The following is a 19,682-nucleotide window of genomic DNA, read 5'->3' as shown; positions in this document are numbered from 1 at the left end:
GGCAAATCACACGCGATTATTATTCTGCCGCTGCAGGCAATAAGCCTTCAGGAATTTCCAGTTCTTCGATGGTGTGATGATGGTTAGTGAACACGCAGATATCACCGGCAATCGTCAGCGCTTTTTCTGCGATTTCACGTGCGTCTAAATCGGTATTTTCCAACAGGGCAATCGCTGCCGCTTGAGCAAAGTTACCGCCGGAACCAATCGCAATCAGATCGTGTTCTGGCTGCAGCACATCACCATTACCCGTGATGATCAGCGATGCCGTTTCATCGGCTACCGCCAAAATGGCTTCAAGGCGACGCAGTGCGCGGTCGCTGCGCCAATCTTTGGCCAGCTCTACCGCGGCTTTTGTCAGGTGCCCCTGATGCATTTGCAGTTTGCTTTCAAAGCGTTCGAACAGCGTGAATGCGTCCGCCGTACCACCCGCGAATCCGGCCAATACTTTGTTGTTGTACAGACGACGAACTTTACGCGCATTGCCTTTCATTACGGTATTGCCAAGCGAGACTTGTCCGTCACCTGCGATGACAACTTTGTTATTACGACGTACAGATACGATGGTAGTCACGATGAACCCCTTTGTGGTTTTCACTATCAAGATAGTGGATATATGAGGCTGGAAAATCAAAATTCAAGGATTGAATCGTCAGCACAAAGTAAAAACGCCCGGCACAAAGTCCGGGCGTTTCTGTTGTTCACGAGATTACTGCTGCTCTTTCCAAATCGCACAAGGTTCAATTTTAGCGCGTTGCAGTTTGTGTTTATCACGCTCCGCATCGCGTTTGAATTTGTACGGACCGAGGACCACGCGATACCAGCTGCTGTCTTCTTTCTTGCGGATTTTGCTACTCAACCCTTGGAAGGCGATATCCAGTTTACGCGCTTCCGCCTGCTGCATATTTTTGTACGCGCCGCACTGCATCACGTAAGGAATATCGGAGACCTGCAGCTCTTTGGCTTTGACCTCAATCTCACGACTCGGCAGTGATTCAACATAATCCCACTTCTCCGTCGGAGGCGGTGGCAATTCATTAGTCGCTTTAGGTTTGCTGACGGATTTCGGCTTGGTATCCACCACGACCGGAGTGGGTTTCGGCGGCTCAGGATCCTGATTGAGCAGATACAGCCCATAGCCAAAACCGGCAACCAATAGCGTCGCCAACAGGCCACTACGCCAAGGTTTTCTACGTCGAGGAGCTGCTTTTTTGGGGGTCGGCTTTTTCGGACTACGACCGCGCCTTACATAATCTTTATTAGCCACAGACAAATTCAAAAGTTGACAATTTTGCCCACATGTTAAAGCAGTTTCGCGGCAGATAACAGAGCGGAAATGGAAGCGGCGCATCAAAATACGCCGCTTATTTCAAGGAAATGTCAGGTTTGAAGCTGCTTACATCGAACGAGGCGGCGCTGCGCTCTCACGCACCACCAGCTGAGTTTCCAGCAAACGTGAGCCGGCACGCACGTCATGACCACGCAGCAATTCCAGCATCATCAGCATCGCCTGACGGCCAATCTCGTAGCGAGGCTGAGAGATGGTCGTCAGCGGTGGATCGCAGTACTGGGCGAATTGAATGTCATCAAAGCCCACCACAGAGAGATCTTGCGGTACGCGCAGTCCCAGACGTTTCGCTTCCTGAATCGCGCCAATCGCCATGGTATCGTTGTGACAGAAGATAGCCGTTGGTGGCTCAGGCAGGGCCAATAATTGACGCACCGCTTTGGCTCCGGACTCAAAAGTAAAGTCACCACTCATACTGTAGGTCGGATTGCGAGTGATACCCGCACGACGCAGCGCCTGCTGATAACCTTGCTGACGAAACTGACACAGCACCGCGGCTTCCGGTCCGGCGATTTGTGCCACACGTTTGTGCCCCATCTGAGTCAGATAGTTCACGGCTTCAAACGCCGATGTCAGGTTATCAATGTGTACCGTAGGTAGCTCAAGCTCCGGCGCAAACTCACACGCCATCACCATCGGTGGCAGGTTTTTCTGCTCGGGTTTGCTCACATCAAACGGCAAGTCAGTCCCCAGCAGTAACATGCCGTCCGCTTGTTTGGTAAACACCAGGTTCACAAATGAGCTTTCACGTTTTTTCTGCTGTCCGCTGTCGCCCAGCAGCACCAGATAACCGTGTTCCATTGCAGCATCTTCGATACCACGAATGATCTCTGTGTAATAAGGGTCACAGATATCCGGCACTATCGCGACAATGGTTTTTGACTCATTGCGGCGCAGATTTCGGGCCAAAGAATTCGGTGAATAGCCAGCTTCTAAAACTGCCTCCTCGACCCGCTTACGGGTTGAGGCTGAAACTTTTTCGGGATTCATCAGAGCGCGCGAGACCGTCGCCGTCGAAACGCCTGCAAGCTGGGCAACATCCTTCATTGTCGCCATGTGTAATTACCCTCTTTCTCGGTTCTCATCGTGCAATTGCACTTTTTTATGATTATGGGATTGCGAGTTGTCCAATTACATTCAGAAGTTCGGCACTCCTTTTACCCAACGTCTGATACCGCTTTGGACGAACTTAAGCTCGATTTTATGCAGCGAAAACGTTTCACTGACAAAATGTTGCGAATAGTCTATTCGTTTCCGCATAGAAAGTTACGGTCTGATTAACAAATTTTGCATCACAAGCGTGATTTTAATCACGATAAGAAGGATTTTACTTTTCTGATAAAAGCAACAATAAGCAAAATCAGCTCAGATCCTGTGGTTCTATGTCCAATGACCAGCGAACTTTCCCCGCCAGCGGCAGCAACTGAATCGCAGGTTTGGCACTGGCGAGCAGCTTTTGCATCACTGAACGGCTCGGCGCCTGCAGCAATAATTGCCAGCGGAATTTGCCCGCGCGTTTTGCCAGAGGTGCAGGAGTTGGGCCGAGCACCATGCAGCCCTGTTCACACAGCGGATGCGCTTCTAAGGTGTGTCTCACCTGGCGCAGAAAATCTTCCACCATTGGCGACTGGTTGCCTTCGGCGCGAAACAAGGTCAGATAAGTGTACGGCGGCAATTGCGCCAGTTTGCGCTCAGCCAACGCCTGCTCGGCAAAATGGTTGTAGTCGTTATTCAGCAAAGCTTGCAGCAAACTGTGCTCGGGATGATGGGTCTGCAACACCACTTCGCCGGGTTTACTCGCTCGGCCCGCACGGCCGGCGACCTGAATAAACAGCTGCGCCAGACGCTCAGAGGCACGAAAATCGCTGCTGTACAGCGAGCCATCGACATCCAGTAGCGCTACCAGCGTCACATCGGGGAAGTGGTGACCTTTGGCCAGCATCTGCGTGCCGATCAGAATTTGATATTCGCCGCGGCGAATCGCGTTGAGTGCCGATTCGAGACTGCCTTTGCGGCGCGTGCTGTCGCGATCGATACGAATCGCTTTGTATTCCGGAAACAGCTCACCGAGCTGCGCTTCCAGCTGCTCGGTGCCGACACCGACGGTCACCAGATGCGTCGAGCCGCAGCCCTGACATTGGTGAATCACCGGACGCTGCGAACCACAATGGTGGCAGCGGATTTCATTGCTGTACTGATGATAGGTATAGTAGGCATCGCAGCGCTGACAGTCGGCAATCCAGCCACATTCGTGGCACATCAGCGCGGGCGAAAAACCGCGACGGTTGAGGAACAACAGCACCTGATTGCCTTGCGACAAGTGGCGGCGCATTTCGGCGATCAGCGGTGCCGACAAGCCACTTTCAAGATATAAGCCTTTGACGTCTAACACCCGGTTAGTGGTCGGCAGTGCCGCTCCGGCGCGCTGCGTCAGTTGCAGATGATGATATTTACCCGTCAGCGCATTGTGCAGCGTTTCCAGAGCCGGCGTGGCCGAACCCAGCACAATCGGCACCTGCTCAAGATTGGCGCGCATGACGGCGACATCCCGCGCGTGATAACGCAGGCTGTCTTGTTGTTTATAAGAGGCGTCGTGCTCTTCATCGACAATAATGATGCCGAGATCGGCAAACGGTGTCAGCAGCGCCGAGCGCGTGCCAATCACAATGCCCGCAATTTTATCGCGCGCCGCCAGCCAGGCATTGAGGCGTTCCGTTTCATTCAGCCCCGAGTGAATCACTTCGACCGGCACATCAAAACGCTTGCGAAAACGGTTGATGGTCTGGGGCGTGAGGCCAATTTCCGGCACCAGCACCAACGCTTGCCGCCCGGCTTCCAACACCGGCTTGATGAGATTGAGGTAAACCTCCGTTTTACCCGACCCCGTGACGCCTTGCAGCAGATAACAACCAAAACCACGCTGACTGTTCACCGATGCAATCGCAATCGCCTGCTCCTGATTGAGCCTAGGTTTATCCACCTGAGCTTCAATCTCCTTCGGCCACGGGCGAAACTGAGGCTGCTTTTCAGTGACTTCAATCCAACCTTTGTCTTGCAAGGTATTCAATGTGGCACTGGACACTTCTTCATCCAGCATGATCTGATGCGCCACCGGACCTGATTGCACCAAATGCATCACCTGAGCCTGTTTAATCGCCCGGCCAAACCCCTGCATCAGTTGATCACGGCCACGTTCGGTAATCTGCCACTCTTTACTGCTGGCAAAATCGGCTGGTTTGCCTTTGCGCAGCGCACCCGGCATCGCATTGGCCAGCGTGTCGCCGAGTGGATACTGATAAAACTGGCTACACCAGTGCAGCAGGCGGTACAGGGTCTCCGGCCACACGGGCTGCGAATCCAGCACCGCTTTGATCACTTTTAACTGCTCACGCGGAAATTCCGATTCCTGCACCAGTGCCGTGACGATGCCGACCAGCGTCTGGCGGCCAAACGGCACCGACACCCGTCCGCCGATGATCGGAAACAGATGGCTGGGAATCAGGTAATCAAATTGCTTATCCAGTGGCACCGGCAAGGCAACACGGGCAATAGTTGGGCGCATAACAGTCCGTCAGCAGTCAAAAATGGTGAGAAATCACAGTCTACTGGATGCGGATGGGAAATTCGACCCACAATAGTGGCGAAAATAACGCCGAAAGCGGTTGATCCGAAGCGGTGGATTCATTAATATATCGCGCCTTGAAGATGCTTGGTCAACAAGGCTGAGTATCGAACAGTATCATTAACATTACGTGTGGTGTCCGACGTTGATTCGGATAGCGACACGGCCTAAATTGAGGTTATCCCATGAAAGCTGGTATCCACCCAGAATACAAAGCAGTAAACGCGACTTGCTCTTGCGGCAACTCTTTCGTTTTCAACTCTACTCTAGGTAAAGACTCTCTGCACCTGGACGTATGTGACAAGTGCCACCCATTCTACACTGGTAAACAACGTGTTGTTGACACTGGCGGCCGTGTTGATCGCTTCAACAAGCGTTTCGGCGCACTATCAAGCAAGAAGTAATTACTGCTTCACGCGAAGATTCAGAAAAGGACGCTCCGGCGTCCTTTTTTCATGCCTGCAATTTCTCCTCACGGCGATCACAAAACAGCTGGTCTTATCAGATTAAATCAGTCAAGTTTTGTACGATTGACTCGCAATCCTGCCTAGGCAGCTTGACAGACATCAATTAGAATAATTCTCCTTTTCCAAAACAATAAGAGAACCTCCCCCTATGTCCGATGACAATCGCCAACAACTGACTCCGGAAGAAACTTTCCGCCAACGCGCACTGGATTACCATGCCCTACCTATTCCAGGGAAAATCGCTGTTTCTCTAACGAAACCAGCAGATTCTGCTGCTGACCTTGCTCTGGCTTACAGCCCGGGCGTGGCGGAACCGGTGCGTGAAATCGCACAAAATGTCGACAACGTATACAAGTACACTGCAAAGGGAAATACCGTTGCAGTTATCTCCAACGGAACGGCGATCCTCGGTCTGGGTAACCTGGGCCCGATGGCATCCAAACCGGTCATGGAAGGTAAAGCCCTGCTGTTCAAACGTTTTGCGGGCCTGGATTCTATCGACATTGAAGTCAAACACCGCACCATCGACGAGTTCGTCGATACCGTCGCGAACATTGCCGACACCTTTGGTGGCATCAACCTGGAAGACATCAAAGCTCCGGACTGTTTTGAAATCGAACGCCGCCTGATTGAACGTTGTGACGTTCCCGTGTTCCACGATGACCAGCACGGTACTGCGATCGTCACCGCTGCCGGCATGCTGAACGCGATTGAGCTGCAAGGTAAAAAGCTGGAAGAGTGCATCATCGTCTGTCTGGGTGCTGGCGCCGCTGCCGTCGCTTGTATGGAACTGCTGATCAAATGTGGCGCAATGCGCGAAAAGATCTATATGTTGGATCGCAAAGGTGTGATTCACACCCGTCGTGACGACCTGAACGAATACAAACAACTGTTCGCGAACAACACCGACAAACGTACGCTGGAAGATGTGATCGCCGGCGCTGACCTGTTCCTGGGCGTTTCGGGTCCGAACCTGCTGCCAGCCGACGCACTGAAGCTGATGGCCGACAAACCGGTGGTGTTTGCGTGTTCCAACCCAGATCCAGAAATCAAACCAGAACTGGCTTACCAAGTGCGCAGCGATCTGATTATGGGTACCGGCCGCAGCGACTACCCGAACCAGGTGAACAACGTGTTGTGTTTCCCATTCATCTTCCGTGGTGCTCTGGATGTCCGCGCCAGCGAAATCAACGATGAGATGAAACTGGCTGCGGTCGACGCGATTCGTCAGCTAGCCAAAGAAGAAGTGCCAGTAGAAGTGCTGAAAGCCGCGGGTGTAGACAAATTGTCTTACGGCAACGACTACATCATTCCAAAACCAATGGACCCTCGCCTGCTACCACGCGTAGCAAAAGCGGTGGCTCAGGCTGCCGTGGATTCGGGCGTTGCTCGCATCGAAATGCCACAAGGCTACATGGAAGCCTAAGCACTCTTTGCTTCAAGTGAAGACAAAAAAACCCTGGCCAATGCCAGGGTTTTTTAATGCGTGTCGGTCCGTGGGATCAGTCGTCGTACGCTTCGAACTCAATGCCCATTGCGGTCATCAGTTCTTTCACTTCCGCCGGAATGTCATCCGGGCGGTCTTTACGCAGATCTTCATCCGTTGGCAGCGGCTGGCCTGTGTAGGCATGCAGAAACGCTTCACACAACAGTTCACTGTTCGTTGCATGACGCAGGTTATTGATTTGGCGGCGAGTACGTTCATCCGTCAGCACTTTCAGCACCTTAAGCGGAATCGATACGGTGATTTTTTTCACCTGCTCGCTCTTTTTCCCATGCTCCGCGTATGGGCTAATATATTCGCCATTCCAGTCTGCCATTGCGCACCTTCGTTGTTGGATTCGAGTTGAATATTTTCAAAGTCCCCAATTTTAGCGGGATTTACTGCCATAAGCAAAGACATATAGACGTCTAGAAGTGTTGACGTCTTCTTTTTTGGTCAGTAAAGTGTGATGTTATTCAGCGGGGTGAACAGAAATATTAAGGTTCACTGCCGACTTGGAAGCCAAAACACCGTCAATCAGGAAAGGAAACGCTCATGACCAATCGCAAGCCAGCGACCGTTGCGGTCCGCACGGGTATTGAATCTGACACTCAATACCACGCTGTTGTTCCACCCATTTATCTCTCGACCAACTATGGCTTTCCTGCGTTTGGTGAAGTGCCAAAATACGATTACACCCGCTCTGGTAACCCGAACCGTGGTTTGCTGGAACAGGCACTATCTGAACTCGAATGCGGTGCCGATGCGGTGGTCACCAACTGCGGCACTTCGGCGCTCAACCTTTGGGTCAGCGCGTTTCTTTCTCCACAAGATTTAATCATTGCGCCGCACGACTGTTATGGCGGCACTTACCGTTTGTTTAACACGCGCGCGAAGAAAGGCGACTTCAAAGTGCTGTTTGTCGATCAGTCCGACGAGCAGGCTCTGGCGGCGGCGATGGCCCAAAACCCGAAACTGGTGTTATTGGAAACCCCGTCCAACCCATTGGTGCGTGTGGTCGACATCGAAAAAATCTGCCAGCAAGCCAAAGCGGTCGGCGCCTTGGTGGCGGTCGACAATACCTTTTTGACACCGGTGTACCAAAAGCCTCTGACGCTCGGCGCTGACTTTGTGGTGCACTCCACCACCAAATACCTGAACGGTCACTCGGACGTGATTGGCGGCGTGATCATCAGTAAAGATGCCCAGCATGCCGAAGAGCTGAAATGGTGGGGTAACTGCATCGGCGCGACGGGTACGCCGTTTGACAGCTACATGACGCTGCGTGGCTTGCGCACGCTCGGCGCACGTATGCGCGTGCATGAAGAAAGCTCACAGCAAATCCTTAACTATCTGCAAAGCCAGTCATTGGTAAAAGTGATTTATCACCCTAGCCTGCCAAACCATCCTGGTCACGAGATTGCGAAAAAACAGCAGGTCGGTTTTGGTTCAATGCTGAGTTTTGAGTTTGGCGGTTCGTTTGAGCAACTGAAATACTTCGTCGGCGAATTGGAACTGTTCTCGCTGGCAGAATCACTCGGCGGTGTAGAAAGTCTGGTATGTCACCCCGCCTCAATGACTCACCGCGCGATGGGCGAAGAAGCTCTGGCGGAAGCGGGCGTCTCACAGCAACTGCTGCGTTTGTCAGTCGGTCTGGAAGATGCATCCGACCTGATTGCCGATCTGGATCAGGCGTTTAATAAAGCCAAGGAGGCCTTTTAATGACAATTTCGCGTCAGCTGCATAAATTTGGTGGTAGCAGTCTCGCAGACCCGGAATGTTATCAACGCGTCGCCCATATTCTGCAGGAATATTCACAGGCCGACGATCTCGTGGTGGTCTCCGCGGCGGGTAAAACAACCAACCGCCTGATTGCCTTTCTCGATGCTCTGAATAAAGACGGCCGTATTGCGCACGAAGCGCTGCAATCCCTGCGTCTATATCAAAGCGAACTGATTGAAGGTTTGCTGGACGGCGACACTGCCGATCAGCTGCTCACCCAACTCAACAACGAATTTGTCGCCCTGGGCGAGCTTGCCGCTCCCCTGAACAAAGCGCAACAAGCGGCGGTGCTCGGTCACGGAGAAGTGTGGTCATCACGCCTGTTGGCAGCGCTGCTCAACCAGCTCAAACTGCCAGCGGTCGCTCAGGACGCTCGTGCTTTCCTGCGCGCCGAGAGCGGCACGCAACCGGAAGTCGATCGCGCGCGCTCTTATCCGCTGATCAAAGAAGTACTGGCACAACACGCCCATCATCGCGTCATCATCACAGGTTTTATGGCGCAGAACGAAGCAGGCGAAACCGTGCTGCTCGGCCGTAACGGTTCTGACTATTCCGCGACCGTAATTGGCGCGCTGGCCGAAGTGGATCGCGTCACCATCTGGAGTGATGTCGCAGGCGTGTACAGCGCCGACCCGCGTCTGGTCACCGATGCCTGCCTGCTGCCACTGCTGCGTTTGGATGAAGCCAACGAACTGGCTCGCCTGGCCGCACCGGTACTGCACAGCCGTACTTTACAGCCTGTGGCACAAAGCGCGATGGATCTCAGCCTGCGTTGCAGTTATCAACCAGAATCCGGATCCACCCGCATCGAGCGCGTGCTGGCTTCAGGCCGCGGCGCAAAAATCATCACGTCGCTGGAAGAAGTTCTGCTGATTGAACTGGCGTTTGTGCATGGTCACAACTTCCAGCGCGCTCAGCAAGACGTGCTGGAAAAACTCCAACGGGCGCAGTTGGAACCGCTGGCGTATGAAGTTCAGGCCGACCAACAATACCTGCGTCTGGCCTATACCGCAGAAATTGCCTCCGGTTCGCTGGCCTTCTTGCAAGATTTAGGTATTGAGGCGGAAATCAAACTCAAAGAAGGTTATTCCATGGTGGGCGCGGTCGGTGCAGGTGTCACCAAAAACGCGCAGCACAGCTATGGGTTCTTCCAACAGCTCAAAACCGCGCCGGTTGAATTTGTGTGCGAAGCGGAATCCGGTCTGAGTCTGGTCGCCGTGCTGCGCCAGACGGCTGTCGAACCACTGGTCATCGGCCTGCACACGCAACTGTTCCAGGCACAAAAACGGGTCGCGCTGGCTCTGTGCGGGAAAGGCAACATCGGCTCCAGCTGGCTGAAGCTGTTTGCTGAGCAGAAAGAAGAGCTGGAAAAGCGTCATGGCATGAACTTCGAACTGGTGGCGGTGATTGACAGCCAGACTTACTGCTTCAAACCACAAGGTATCGACGCAGCAAAAGTGTTTGCTCACTATAACGACGAAGCCGTACCGAACGATGGACAAACTTGGTTGACGCAACTGGGGAATATTCAGGGCTTTGACGAAGTGGTGGTGCTGGATGTCACCGCGAGTCAGGAACTGGCGAGCCGTTATCTCGATATCGCCGAACACGGCATGCATCTGATTTCGGCCAACAAAGTGGCGGGATCGGCCGCGGGTGATTACTACCAGCAAGTGAAAGACGCATTTGCCAAAATCAGTCGCCATTGGTTGTACAACGCGACCGTTGGTGCCGGCTTACCCATCAATCACACCGTGCGCGATCTGCGTGAAAGCGGCGATGAAATTACCGCGCTGTCGGGTATATTCTCTGGCACGCTGTCGTGGCTGTTCCAGCAATACGATGGCCAGGTGCCGTTCAGTGAACTGGTTGATCTCGCCTGGCAACAAGGCCTGACCGAACCGGACCCACGCTGCGATCTCGATGGCTCTGACGTAATGCGTAAGCTGGTGATTCTGGCGCGTGAATCGGGGCTGGAAATCGAACCCCAAAACGTACGCGTTGAATCCCTAGTGCCGGAAGAGTTGCGCGATCTGTCACTGGATGATTTCCTCGATAAAAGCCAGTTGCTCAATGAGCGCCTGGCCGAACGTCTGGCGAAAGCACAGCGTCAGGATAAAGTGCTGCGTTATGTGGCGCGCCTCGAAAAAAATGGCAAAGCCACTGTTGGCGTGGAAGCACTCGATAAAGAACACGCGCTGGCGAATCTGCTGCCGTGTGACAACATCTTTGCCATCGAGAGCAAATGGTACCGCGATAATCCGCTGGTGATTCGCGGCCCGGGAGCCGGACGTGAAGTCACGGCAGGCGCGATTCAGTCGGATCTCAACCTGCTCGCAGGCCTGTTGTAAGCATGATAAAGCTCGCCAAATTGGCGAGCTTTTTGTTGTTTGTTCTACTATTAATTTCTATATCAGCACATTCGTCGAACTTGAAGGTTACAGGCAGAAAATGCGACTAACGTGCTGAGAACGTTGTTGAATTAACCTCACGATCAACATGAAAAATATTCATATTGGCAAGGTTGACATTAAAATGCATTCAAGACATTCTGTAGCCATATAGACGTCTAAACGTCAATTTTTAAGAAGTGTTCGCGTTGTGGCACGTTGCCACAGGGAGAGGAAAAATGGGTTACACGCACGCCAGTCATATTGACGCTTTAAACCAGAATATTGCTGATCTTTCAGACATCAATGTATCGTTTGAATTTTTCCCGCCGAGCACGCCACAAATGGAAGAGACCTTGTGGAACTCTGTACACCGCCTGAAAACGCTGAAACCAAAATTCGTCTCTGTGACTTACGGCGCCAACTCCGGCGAACGTGACCGTACCCACTCGATCATCAAAGCCATTAAAGATCAGACTGGCCTGATTGCAGCGCCGCACCTGACCTGTATTGATGCCAGCCGCGAAGAACTGATTCAGATTGCTGACGATTACTGGAACAACGGTATTCAGAACATCGTCGCACTGCGCGGTGACATTCCTCCGGGTGGCGGCAAACCTGACATGTACGCATCGGACTTGGTGACTTTGCTGAAATCACGTCATGACTTCGATATCTCAGTGGCAGCCTTCCCGGAAGTTCATCCGGAAGCGAAAAGCGCGCAAGCCGATCTGCTCAATCTGAAACGTAAAGTCGAGGCAGGTGCAAACCGCGCCATTACGCAGTTTTTCTTTGATGTGGAAAGCTACCTGCGTTTTCGTGACCGCTGTGTGACCGCCGGCATCGATGTTGAAATCGTACCGGGCATTCTGCCCGTCTCGAACTTTAAGCAGGCATCGCGTTTTGCTGCGCAGAACAACGTTAAGGTGCCGAGCTGGATGGCGAAACAATTTGATGGGCTTGACGACGATCCTGTGACCCGTCAGCTCGTGGGCGCCAGCCAAGCAATTGACATGGTGCGCATCCTGTCGCGTGAAGGCGTGAAAGATTTCCACTTCTACACACTTAACCGTGCCGAAATGACTTACGCGCTATGCCACACGCTGGGCGTTCGTCCAAGCCTGTAAGCGAATGTGAGAAACAAAAAAACGCCGACAACCGTCGGCGTTTTTTTATAGATTCGATATCGTGGCAATCGGTGGATTATTCCACGTCGTCCATTTTACCCAGCAGATTGCGAATACGCTCTTGCCATGCCGTGTGTTCTTGTTGAATTTGCTGAGCGCGCTGCTCCAGAGCTTCACGGCTGGCTTTCAGCTCGTTTGCTTCTTCAGTCAGCTTCACTTTTTCTTCTTTTAGCTCTTCAACTTCCATTTGCAGCAACGCGATTGTATCAACCGCGGTTTGGATTTTTGCTTCTAGTTGTTCTAGTACTTCAAAAGACATGGTACTTACCCTTTTTTGATTCGGTTGCGGTGAACTCACTTCACTTAATTTCCCCATTCTACTCAGCCAAGCGCAGAGAAACACTCACTATATTCGATATTTTGCGCTATTCGGTTAAAAAAACGGCGCAAATTGACCTGACGCTTACTTTGCATGCGTGAAGGGGGAAACAATGCCTGAAAACAGAGGCTATCGTAGCGAGTTTTGATCGAGTGCAAGTCTCATGGGTGTCAAAAAGCAAACGTTTCCTTTCGAATATGCTAAGATCCGCCGCAAATTGTCCCTATTACTGATCCTTGGTTTGGAGTAAGCATGAAACGCGATTTGGCAATGGCATTTTCACGCGTCACGGAAGGCGCTGCATTGGCAGGATATAAATGGCTTGGCCGCGGCGATAAAAATGCCGCAGACGGCGCTGCAGTTGAAGTGATGCGCACCTTATTAAATAAAACCGAAATCAAGGGTGAGATCGTCATCGGCGAAGGCGAGATTGACGAAGCGCCAATGCTGTACATCGGTGAACAAGTGGGCATCGGTGGCGATGAAGTCGATATTGCGGTGGACCCGATTGAAGGCACACGTATGACGGCGATGGGCCAGTCCAACGCGCTGGCCGTACTGGCGGCGGGCGAAAAAGGCAGCTTCCTCAAAGCGCCGGACATGTACATGGAAAAACTGGTAGTGGGTCCGGGTGCGAAAGGTTGCATCGACCTGCACAAACCTTTGCAGGAAAACCTGGAAAACATCGCTGCGGCGCTGGGTAAACCGCTCAGTAACCTGACTGTGATTACGCTGGCCAAACCGCGACATGATAACGAGATTGCCCAGATGCAAAAACTTGGCGTACGCGTGTTTGCGGTGCCAGATGGTGACGTGGCGGCTTCTATCCTGACCTGTATGCCAGACAGCGAAGTCGATGTGATGTACTGTGTGGGCGGCGCGCCGGAAGGGGTTGTCTCTGCGGCCGTGATTCGCGCGCTGGACGGCGACATGAATGGTCGTCTGCTGCCGCGCCATAAAGTCAAAGGCGAGACCGAAGATAACCGCATCTGGGGGGCTCGTGAGCTTGAGCGTTGTGAGCAGATGGGCGTTAAAGCCGAAGTCGTTCTGAAACTGGAAGACATGGCGCGCAGCGATAATGTCATCTTCGCCGCGACTGGCATCACCAAAGGCGATCTGCTGGAAGGCATTACCCGCCAAGGCAACATTGCCACCACCGAAACCCTGCTGATCCGCGGTCGCTGCCGTACTATTCGCCGCATCAAATCGATTCACTACCTGGAGCGTAAAGATCCGGAAGTGCGCGAAATTATTCTCTAACAACCAAAAACAAAAAAAGACCGCCAAGGCGGTCTTTTTTACGAACTGAGTTCAGGTTAGCTGTGCTTAGAACAGCTCTTCAGCCACCTGGAACAGATCTTTGCGTACTGGACGCTTCATGTTTTCAATCGCATCGATGATGTCGTGGTGAACCAGTTGTTCTTTCTGAATACCAACACAACGGCCGCCGTGACCTTCCAGCAACAGGTGAACCGCGTAGTTACCCATACGAGAAGCCAGAACGCGGTCAAACGCCGTTGGTTTACCACCACGCTGAATGTGGCCAAGAATCGTTGCGCGAGTCTCACGACCCGTTGCCTTTTCGATCTCTTTTGCCAACTGGTTCGCATCCATCATCAGCTCTGTCAGCGCGATAATCGCGTGTTTCTTGCCTTTCTTGATGCCGTCCTGAATGTTAGAGATCAGTTGATCCATATCCAGGCCAGTTTCTGGCGTGATGATGTATTCACAACCACCCGCAATCGCAGACATCAGAGTCAGGTCACCACAGTGACGGCCCATGATTTCTACGATAGAAATACGCTGGTGAGAAGAAGACGTGTCACGCAGACGGTCGATAGACTCGATAACCGTGTTCAGTGCAGTCAGGTAGCCGATGGTGTAATCCGTACCTGCGATGTCGTTGTCGATCGTGCCTGGCAGACCGATACATGGGTAACCCATTTCAGTCAGCTTCTTCGCACCCATGTACGAACCGTCACCACCGATCACAACCAGTGCATCAATACCGTGTGTTTTCAGGTTTTCGATCGCTTTTTCACGAACAGATTCTTCACGGAACTGCGGGAAACGCGCAGAACCCAGGAAGGTACCACCACGGTTAATTACGTCAGACACGCTTGAACGATCCAGCTGCTTGATGCGGCCTTCATACAGGCCCTGATAGCCATCGTAAATACCGAATACTTCAAGACCTGCGCCCAAGGCTGTACGAACCACGCCGCGAATTGCAGCATTCATGCCTGGGGCGTCACCGCCACTTGTCAAAATACCGATCTTCTTAATCATGCTCACCCTCGATTTTTGGGAACTTAATATAATTTTTTGGGCCGCCTGCTAACGACATTCAGACGGCAAAAGCATTCATTATCTGTGCGTTATGTTACATTTCCTAATTAGGAATACTACTGTTATTTGCACGAAATTCTGTAAGTTTTCTACTTATGTAAGAGTATTACAGTTTTAACCATCATCGTTGTTGATTCACATCAGGATCATGTTTTTTAGTCGATTGGAGAAAAGATAGCCAACGTTGCAGGCTTTTTCCTTACCACCCTTGGAATTTTTGCTTTCTCTCCGGTCCGAAGACCACAGAATACGGATCCTGATGGATTAAAACATCAGCACCCGGGAAATTTTTGCGCAGTTTGGCTTCCACCATGTCTGAGATGCGATGTGCTTCAATTAACGGGATCTTGTCATCGAGTTCCAAATGTAACTGGATGAATCTTACAGGCCCCGACATCCGGGTGCGCAGTTGATGCACGCCCATAACCCCTTCCACCGACAGTGACAAGGTACGGATCTGCATCAGTTCGTCGTCCGGCAGTTTGCGATCCAGTAGCGTTTGTACTGCGCTGTGTGCCATGCGATACGCGCTGTAAAGAATATAGATGCCAATCCCGACCGCAAACACCGCGTCCGCCTGTGTTATACCAAACCAGCTCAGACCTAACGCCACCATGATCGCCGCGTTCATGAACAGATCTGACTGATAATGCAGTGAGTCTGCCGCAATCGCCTGACTGCCGGTTTTCTTCACCACCTGACGCTGGAACATCACCAACGCAAACGTCACCACCATGGCAAATCCACTGACGTAAATGCCGAGTTCCGGCGATTGTAGTTCATGCGGGCGGAAGAAGCGGTCAATACCGTTCAGAATCAAGAAACAGGCCGAGCCCGAAATAAACATCGCCTGCGCCAGAGCGGCCAACGACTCCGCCTTGCCATGGCCAAAGGTGTGCTCCCGGTCTGCCGGTTGGAGCGAATAGCGCACCACAATCAAGTTGACTACCGACGCGGCGATGTCGAGCAGCGAGTCGATAAGAGACGCCAGCAAGCTGACTGAGCCGGTCACCCACCAGGCAGCAATTTTGATGATCAGCAGCAACGTCGCAACCGTGGTTGCCGTCCATGCTGCGAGAGTAACCAGTCTGGCGTATTCCTGTTTCATAGTATGATATCCAAGCAAATCAATGGCGTAATTATACGCAAAAGCCTGTTTAATGTGCGTTAAATCTCATCGAACATCCGGTAACAAAACGCAAAAAAGGCAGCCTAAGCTGCCTTGAATGAGAGTCGGAATTATTCACCTGCTGGTGGCGCTGGCGGCATCATGTTCTGACCTTTTGATCCTTTGCCGCCATGATGACCTTCACGTGGGCCGTTTTCCCAACATTTCGCCATGCGTTCCTGTTGCAGATTCTGGAACTGTGTTTTTTGTTCAGGGGTCAATACGCTCAGCATCTGATGACGTTTTTCCATCATCTGTACGCGGCGTTCCACCTGCATATCTACCATCTGTTTGGCCAGTTCGGTGGCCTGCGCTTTGTCGAAGTTGGGTGCCAGCATCAGCGCACGTTCTTTATCACGCATCGCTTTCATCTGTTCTGAAGGACCAGCCTGACGTTTTTGCTGCATCTGCTCACGCCCTTCTTCACGCATCTGACGCAGTTTCGCATGTTGTTCTGCGGTCAGGTTAAGCTGTTTGAAGATACCGCGTTCACCATCCGGGCCGCACATTTCGCCATCCGGACCTTTATTTTTACCACCGGCAGCCAGTGCACTCGCTGAACCCAGCACAATCGGTAGAACGACAGCTGCAAGCATCAATTTTTTAGCCGTTTTCATAATCATATCCTCAATCGTTGAACTCTTACTTACGGGCTGCCCTCGCAGCGCTTGAGTGTAGAATACGTCCTGCTAAGTAAAGTGACGTTTAGGCAGCGTAAAGATTCGTAAAGAGTGAAATTAGCTCTGATTCAGAACAAAATTTCACAGTAAACTAGAGTTAACCCCAATGTTTTAAGAGGCAGTTATGGCGCACATTCTTCTTATTGATGACGATACCGAACTCACCAGTTTGCTCAAAGAGGTGCTGAGCTACGAAGGCTTTGAAGTCTCCGAAGCCAACGACGGCGAAGCGGGCTTGCTGGCGGTGAGTGAACGTATCGATCTGATTCTGCTTGATGTGATGATGCCCAAGCTCAACGGTATGGAAACGCTGAAAAAGTTGCGTGAGAAATGGCAGACACCCGTGCTGATGCTGACTGCGAAAGGCGAAGAGATCGACCGCGTGATTGGCCTGGAACTCGGCGCTGACGACTACCTGCCTAAGCCGTTCAGTGACCGCGAGTTGCTGGCACGCATTCGCGCCATTTTACGCCGCACTGGCAATCACACCCAAAGCAAGCCGACGGATGTGATTGAATGCCAGGACCTGCAACTCTATCCCGGCAGGCAAGAAGCATATTGTCAGGGGGAACTGCTCGATCTCACCACCACGGAATTTGCTCTGCTGACCCATTTTGTCCAGAACCCGGGCGAAACGCTGACGAAAGAAGCGCTGAGTCTGGATGTGCTTGGCAAGCGACTGGCAGCGTTTGACCGCGCCATCGACATGCACGTTTCCAACCTGCGTAAAAAATTGCCGGAACGCAGCGACGGGAAAGCGCGCATCAAAACCCTGCGTGGTCGCGGCTACCTGATGATTGTGGAGGATTGATGCGTCTGCCTAAGATCAACAGCCTGTACGGCCGCATCTTTGCCATCTTCTGGTTTACCATGATGTTGGTGGTTGTGGCGGTGCTGTCACTGCCCCATCTCGATCCGCGCAAATCACGCGATATTCCGCCGGAAGGTTATCAGCGCCTGCTGGAATACAAAGACTCGATTGAAGATCGCTTCGGCAGCGAAACCAATCTGGCGCGCATTCTGATGATTCTGGAAGGCAACGGTGGCCCGCAGGGCGAAGGGCGCCCGCGCTTTTTCCTCACCGATCAGGAAGGCAACATCCTCACCACCAAGAAACACGCAGATTTCAAACTCAAAGCGCTGCAAAACTTTACCACCAGCATTGAATCGGTGGATAAGCCGCAGCAGCGTCTGTATGGCCGCTACATGATTGCCGGCCCACTGCCGATTGTGCTCGCCAAGCGCGATTTGCTGCTGTATGTCGGCCTGCGCTGGGATGAGCCACCGCCGTTCCTGCTACGCCTGTTTGATCGCCCATTGCACCTGCTGCTGGCGGTCATGGTCGTCAGCACACCGCTGCTGTTGTGGCTCGCCTGGGCATTGAGTAAACCGGCGCAGAGGCTGGCGCTAGCCGCTCAACGTGTGGCGCGCGGCGAGTTCGTGGTCGACCCGAATCTGGAAAAAGGCACCACCGAGTTTCGTCAGGCTGGCCGCAGCTTCAACCAGATGGTCGAAGCGGTCAATCTGATGATTTCCGGCCAGCAGCGTCTGTTGTCCGACATCTCGCATGAGCTGCGATCGCCGCTGACCCGGCTGCGCATGGCCAATGCACTGGCGACCCGTAAACAAGGCACCAGTACGGAGCTGGAGCGCATAGACACCGAAGCGCAGCGTCTTGAGCAGATGATTGGTGAATTGCTCGAACTGTCGCGCATGCAGACCAACAGTCATCTCAGTCGCGAAGTCCAGCCACTCAGCAGCCTGTGGGAAGAACTGCTCAGTGATGCTCAGTTTGAAGCTGAGCAGATGCACAAAACCCTGACTCTGGACGAGATTCCCGAGCGCAATATTTCCGGCAATCCGAAACTGTTGATGAGCGCGCTGGAAAACATCGTACGTAACGCCATTCACTATGGGCAGGATAAGATTGAGGTGCATTTTTCCGCCACCGCGCAGCAGCTCACCGTCACCGTAGAAGATAACGGTGAAGGCGTGCCGGAAAGTGAACTGGATGAAATATTCCGCCCCTTCTACCGCGTGTCGACTGCTCGTGATCGCCACAGCGGCGGGACAGGCTTGGGGCTGGCGATCACTGAAAGCGCGATTCGTCAGCACAGTGGCGAGATTGCCGCCAGCCGCAGTCGCCTCGGCGGCTTAAAAGTGCAGTTCACCCTGCCTTTGGATGCGTAACGAAAGACCTTACAAAAGACATAGTTGATAATGAGATTGATTATCAGTAACGTTAAGTTAATCAAACGGAGGATCAACTATGTCTCATATTTTCCCTGAGTTGCCATACGCCTACGATGCACTGGAACCGTACATCGACGCGAAAACCATGGAAGTCCATTACAGTAAGCACCACCGGACTTACTACGACAAATTCATCGCCGCCCTCAAAGGCACTGAACACGAACACACCCCGCTCACGGAGTTGTTTGCCCAAATCTCCACTCTGCCCCCGGCGCTGCGTAACAACGGCGGCGGCTACTACAACCACATTCTCTACTGGAACTGCATGACGCCCAATGGTGGCGGCGAACCGCAGGGCGAACTGGGTGAAGCGATTCGCGCCACCTTTGGCAGCTTTTATGCGTTCAAAGAGCAGTTTGCTCAAGCGGCAGTCAACACCTTCGGTTCGGGCTTTGCGTGGCTGGTGGTCAAAGAAGGTGCGCTGCACATCAGTTCCACCAGCAACCAGGATAACCCGCTCATGGATGTCGCCAGCGTGCGTGGCGAGCCGATACTGGCGCTGGATGTGTGGGAACACGCCTATTACATCAGTTATCAGAACCGTCGCCCGGAATACATTGATGCGTGGTGGAACGTGGTCGACTGGGAAGCGGTGAGCGAAAACTACGCGGTCGCCAAAGCACTCTCGGCCTAA

At 52.6% G+C, this 19,682-nt stretch carries 18 protein-coding genes; 9 read left to right on the top strand and 9 right to left on the bottom strand.

All coding sequences use genetic code 11. From position 1 onward, the window contains the following. Positions 1–19: 19 nt before the first annotated feature. The 4 genes from hslV to priA form a co-directional block, all read right to left on the bottom strand. Positions 20–574, bottom strand: a complete 555-nt coding sequence (gene hslV / locus DYA43_RS00475; protein WP_020329399.1) for an ATP-dependent protease subunit HslV — start codon at positions 572–574, stop codon at positions 20–22. A gap of 135 nt (positions 575–709) precedes the next feature. Continuing rightward, complete coding sequence (gene ftsN / locus DYA43_RS00470; RefSeq protein WP_024373673.1) at positions 710–1,267, bottom strand: cell division protein FtsN; 558 nt, start codon at positions 1,265–1,267, stop codon at positions 710–712. Positions 1,268–1,396: 129 nt separating this feature from the next. Continuing rightward, positions 1,397–2,404 (bottom strand): DNA-binding transcriptional regulator CytR, encoded by a 1,008-nt coding sequence (gene cytR, locus DYA43_RS00465; RefSeq protein ID WP_020429332.1) that lies wholly within the window; start codon positions 2,402–2,404, stop codon positions 1,397–1,399. Positions 2,405–2,708: 304 nt separating this feature from the next. Next, the gene (gene priA / locus DYA43_RS00460) at positions 2,709–4,910 is read right to left on the bottom strand and encodes a primosomal protein N' (protein WP_061057143.1); all 2,202 of its coding nucleotides are present in this window, start codon (positions 4,908–4,910) and stop codon (positions 2,709–2,711) included. Between the two features lie 245 nt (positions 4,911–5,155). Here priA and rpmE point away from each other — a divergent pair, with 245 nt between their 5' ends. Both rpmE and DYA43_RS00450 read left to right on the top strand, forming a co-directional pair. Then, positions 5,156–5,374, top strand: coding sequence for a 50S ribosomal protein L31 (gene rpmE / locus DYA43_RS00455; RefSeq protein WP_020329395.1), 219 nt, complete (start codon positions 5,156–5,158; stop codon positions 5,372–5,374). A 211-nt stretch (positions 5,375–5,585) separates the two neighbouring features. Next, on the top strand, positions 5,586–6,863 hold the full coding sequence (locus tag DYA43_RS00450; protein ID WP_061057142.1) for a malic enzyme-like NAD(P)-binding protein: 1,278 nt from the start codon (positions 5,586–5,588) through the stop codon (positions 6,861–6,863). A 76-nt stretch (positions 6,864–6,939) separates the two neighbouring features. On the opposite strand, the gene metJ is transcribed toward DYA43_RS00450, so the two are convergent. Next, positions 6,940–7,257 carry a met regulon transcriptional regulator MetJ gene (gene metJ / locus DYA43_RS00445; protein ID WP_020329393.1) on the bottom strand — a complete coding sequence of 106 codons (318 nt, stop codon included), beginning with the start codon at positions 7,255–7,257 and terminating at the stop codon, positions 6,940–6,942. A 218-nt stretch (positions 7,258–7,475) separates the two neighbouring features. On the opposite strand from metJ, the gene DYA43_RS00440 reads away from it, so the two are divergent. The 3 genes from DYA43_RS00440 (at position 7,476) to metF (ending at position 12,219) form a co-directional block, all read left to right on the top strand. Next, positions 7,476–8,642: an O-succinylhomoserine (thiol)-lyase gene (locus DYA43_RS00440; protein ID WP_020329392.1), complete on the top strand. Its 1,167-nt coding sequence runs from the start codon at positions 7,476–7,478 to the stop codon at positions 8,640–8,642. Beyond that, positions 8,642–11,053 (top strand): bifunctional aspartate kinase/homoserine dehydrogenase II, encoded by a 2,412-nt coding sequence (locus DYA43_RS00435; protein ID WP_061057141.1) that lies wholly within the window; start codon positions 8,642–8,644, stop codon positions 11,051–11,053. The genes DYA43_RS00440 and DYA43_RS00435 overlap by 1 nt, the downstream gene beginning before the upstream one ends. A gap of 278 nt (positions 11,054–11,331) precedes the next feature. Further along, positions 11,332–12,219, top strand: a complete 888-nt coding sequence (metF, locus tag DYA43_RS00430; RefSeq protein WP_020329389.1) for a methylenetetrahydrofolate reductase — start codon at positions 11,332–11,334, stop codon at positions 12,217–12,219. A 76-nt stretch (positions 12,220–12,295) separates the two neighbouring features. On the opposite strand, the gene zapB is transcribed toward metF, so the two are convergent. Continuing rightward, positions 12,296–12,538: a cell division protein ZapB gene (zapB, locus tag DYA43_RS00425; RefSeq protein ID WP_020329387.1), complete on the bottom strand. Its 243-nt coding sequence runs from the start codon at positions 12,536–12,538 to the stop codon at positions 12,296–12,298. 312 nt (positions 12,539–12,850) lie between these two features. On the opposite strand from zapB, the gene glpX reads away from it, so the two are divergent. Next, on the top strand, positions 12,851–13,858 hold the full coding sequence (glpX, locus tag DYA43_RS00420) for a class II fructose-bisphosphatase (RefSeq protein WP_024374838.1): 1,008 nt from the start codon (positions 12,851–12,853) through the stop codon (positions 13,856–13,858). A 66-nt stretch (positions 13,859–13,924) separates the two neighbouring features. Here the strand turns inward: glpX and pfkA are convergent, their stop codons facing one another. From pfkA to DYA43_RS00405, 3 genes are all read right to left on the bottom strand, one after another. Continuing rightward, positions 13,925–14,887, bottom strand: coding sequence for a 6-phosphofructokinase (gene pfkA, locus DYA43_RS00415; RefSeq protein WP_020329385.1), 963 nt, complete (start codon positions 14,885–14,887; stop codon positions 13,925–13,927). A gap of 259 nt (positions 14,888–15,146) precedes the next feature. Further along, on the bottom strand, positions 15,147–16,055 hold the full coding sequence (fieF, locus tag DYA43_RS00410) for a CDF family cation-efflux transporter FieF (RefSeq protein WP_024374771.1): 909 nt from the start codon (positions 16,053–16,055) through the stop codon (positions 15,147–15,149). Between the two features lie 131 nt (positions 16,056–16,186). Beyond that, on the bottom strand, positions 16,187–16,732 hold the full coding sequence (locus DYA43_RS00405) for a CpxP family protein (RefSeq protein WP_020329383.1): 546 nt from the start codon (positions 16,730–16,732) through the stop codon (positions 16,187–16,189). Between the two features lie 187 nt (positions 16,733–16,919). Between DYA43_RS00405 and DYA43_RS00400 the strand changes: the two genes are divergently transcribed. The 3 genes from DYA43_RS00400 (at position 16,920) to DYA43_RS00390 (ending at position 19,682) form a co-directional block, all read left to right on the top strand. Beyond that, positions 16,920–17,606 carry a response regulator gene (locus DYA43_RS00400; protein WP_020329382.1) on the top strand — a complete coding sequence of 229 codons (687 nt, stop codon included), beginning with the start codon at positions 16,920–16,922 and terminating at the stop codon, positions 17,604–17,606. Continuing rightward, positions 17,606–18,985 (top strand): envelope stress sensor histidine kinase CpxA, encoded by a 1,380-nt coding sequence (gene cpxA / locus DYA43_RS00395; protein ID WP_020429341.1) that lies wholly within the window; start codon positions 17,606–17,608, stop codon positions 18,983–18,985. Before DYA43_RS00400 ends, cpxA begins: the two co-directional genes overlap by 1 nt. Positions 18,986–19,064: 79 nt before the next feature. Continuing rightward, positions 19,065–19,682, top strand: coding sequence for a superoxide dismutase (locus DYA43_RS00390; protein WP_061057140.1), 618 nt, complete (start codon positions 19,065–19,067; stop codon positions 19,680–19,682).

The sequence above is a fragment of the Vibrio fluvialis genome, assembly GCF_900460245.1.
GTDB lineage: Bacteria > Pseudomonadota > Gammaproteobacteria > Enterobacterales > Vibrionaceae > Vibrio > Vibrio fluvialis.
Note: the sequence above shows the minus strand (reverse complement) of the source record. Positions and strands in the feature narration are given on the sequence as shown.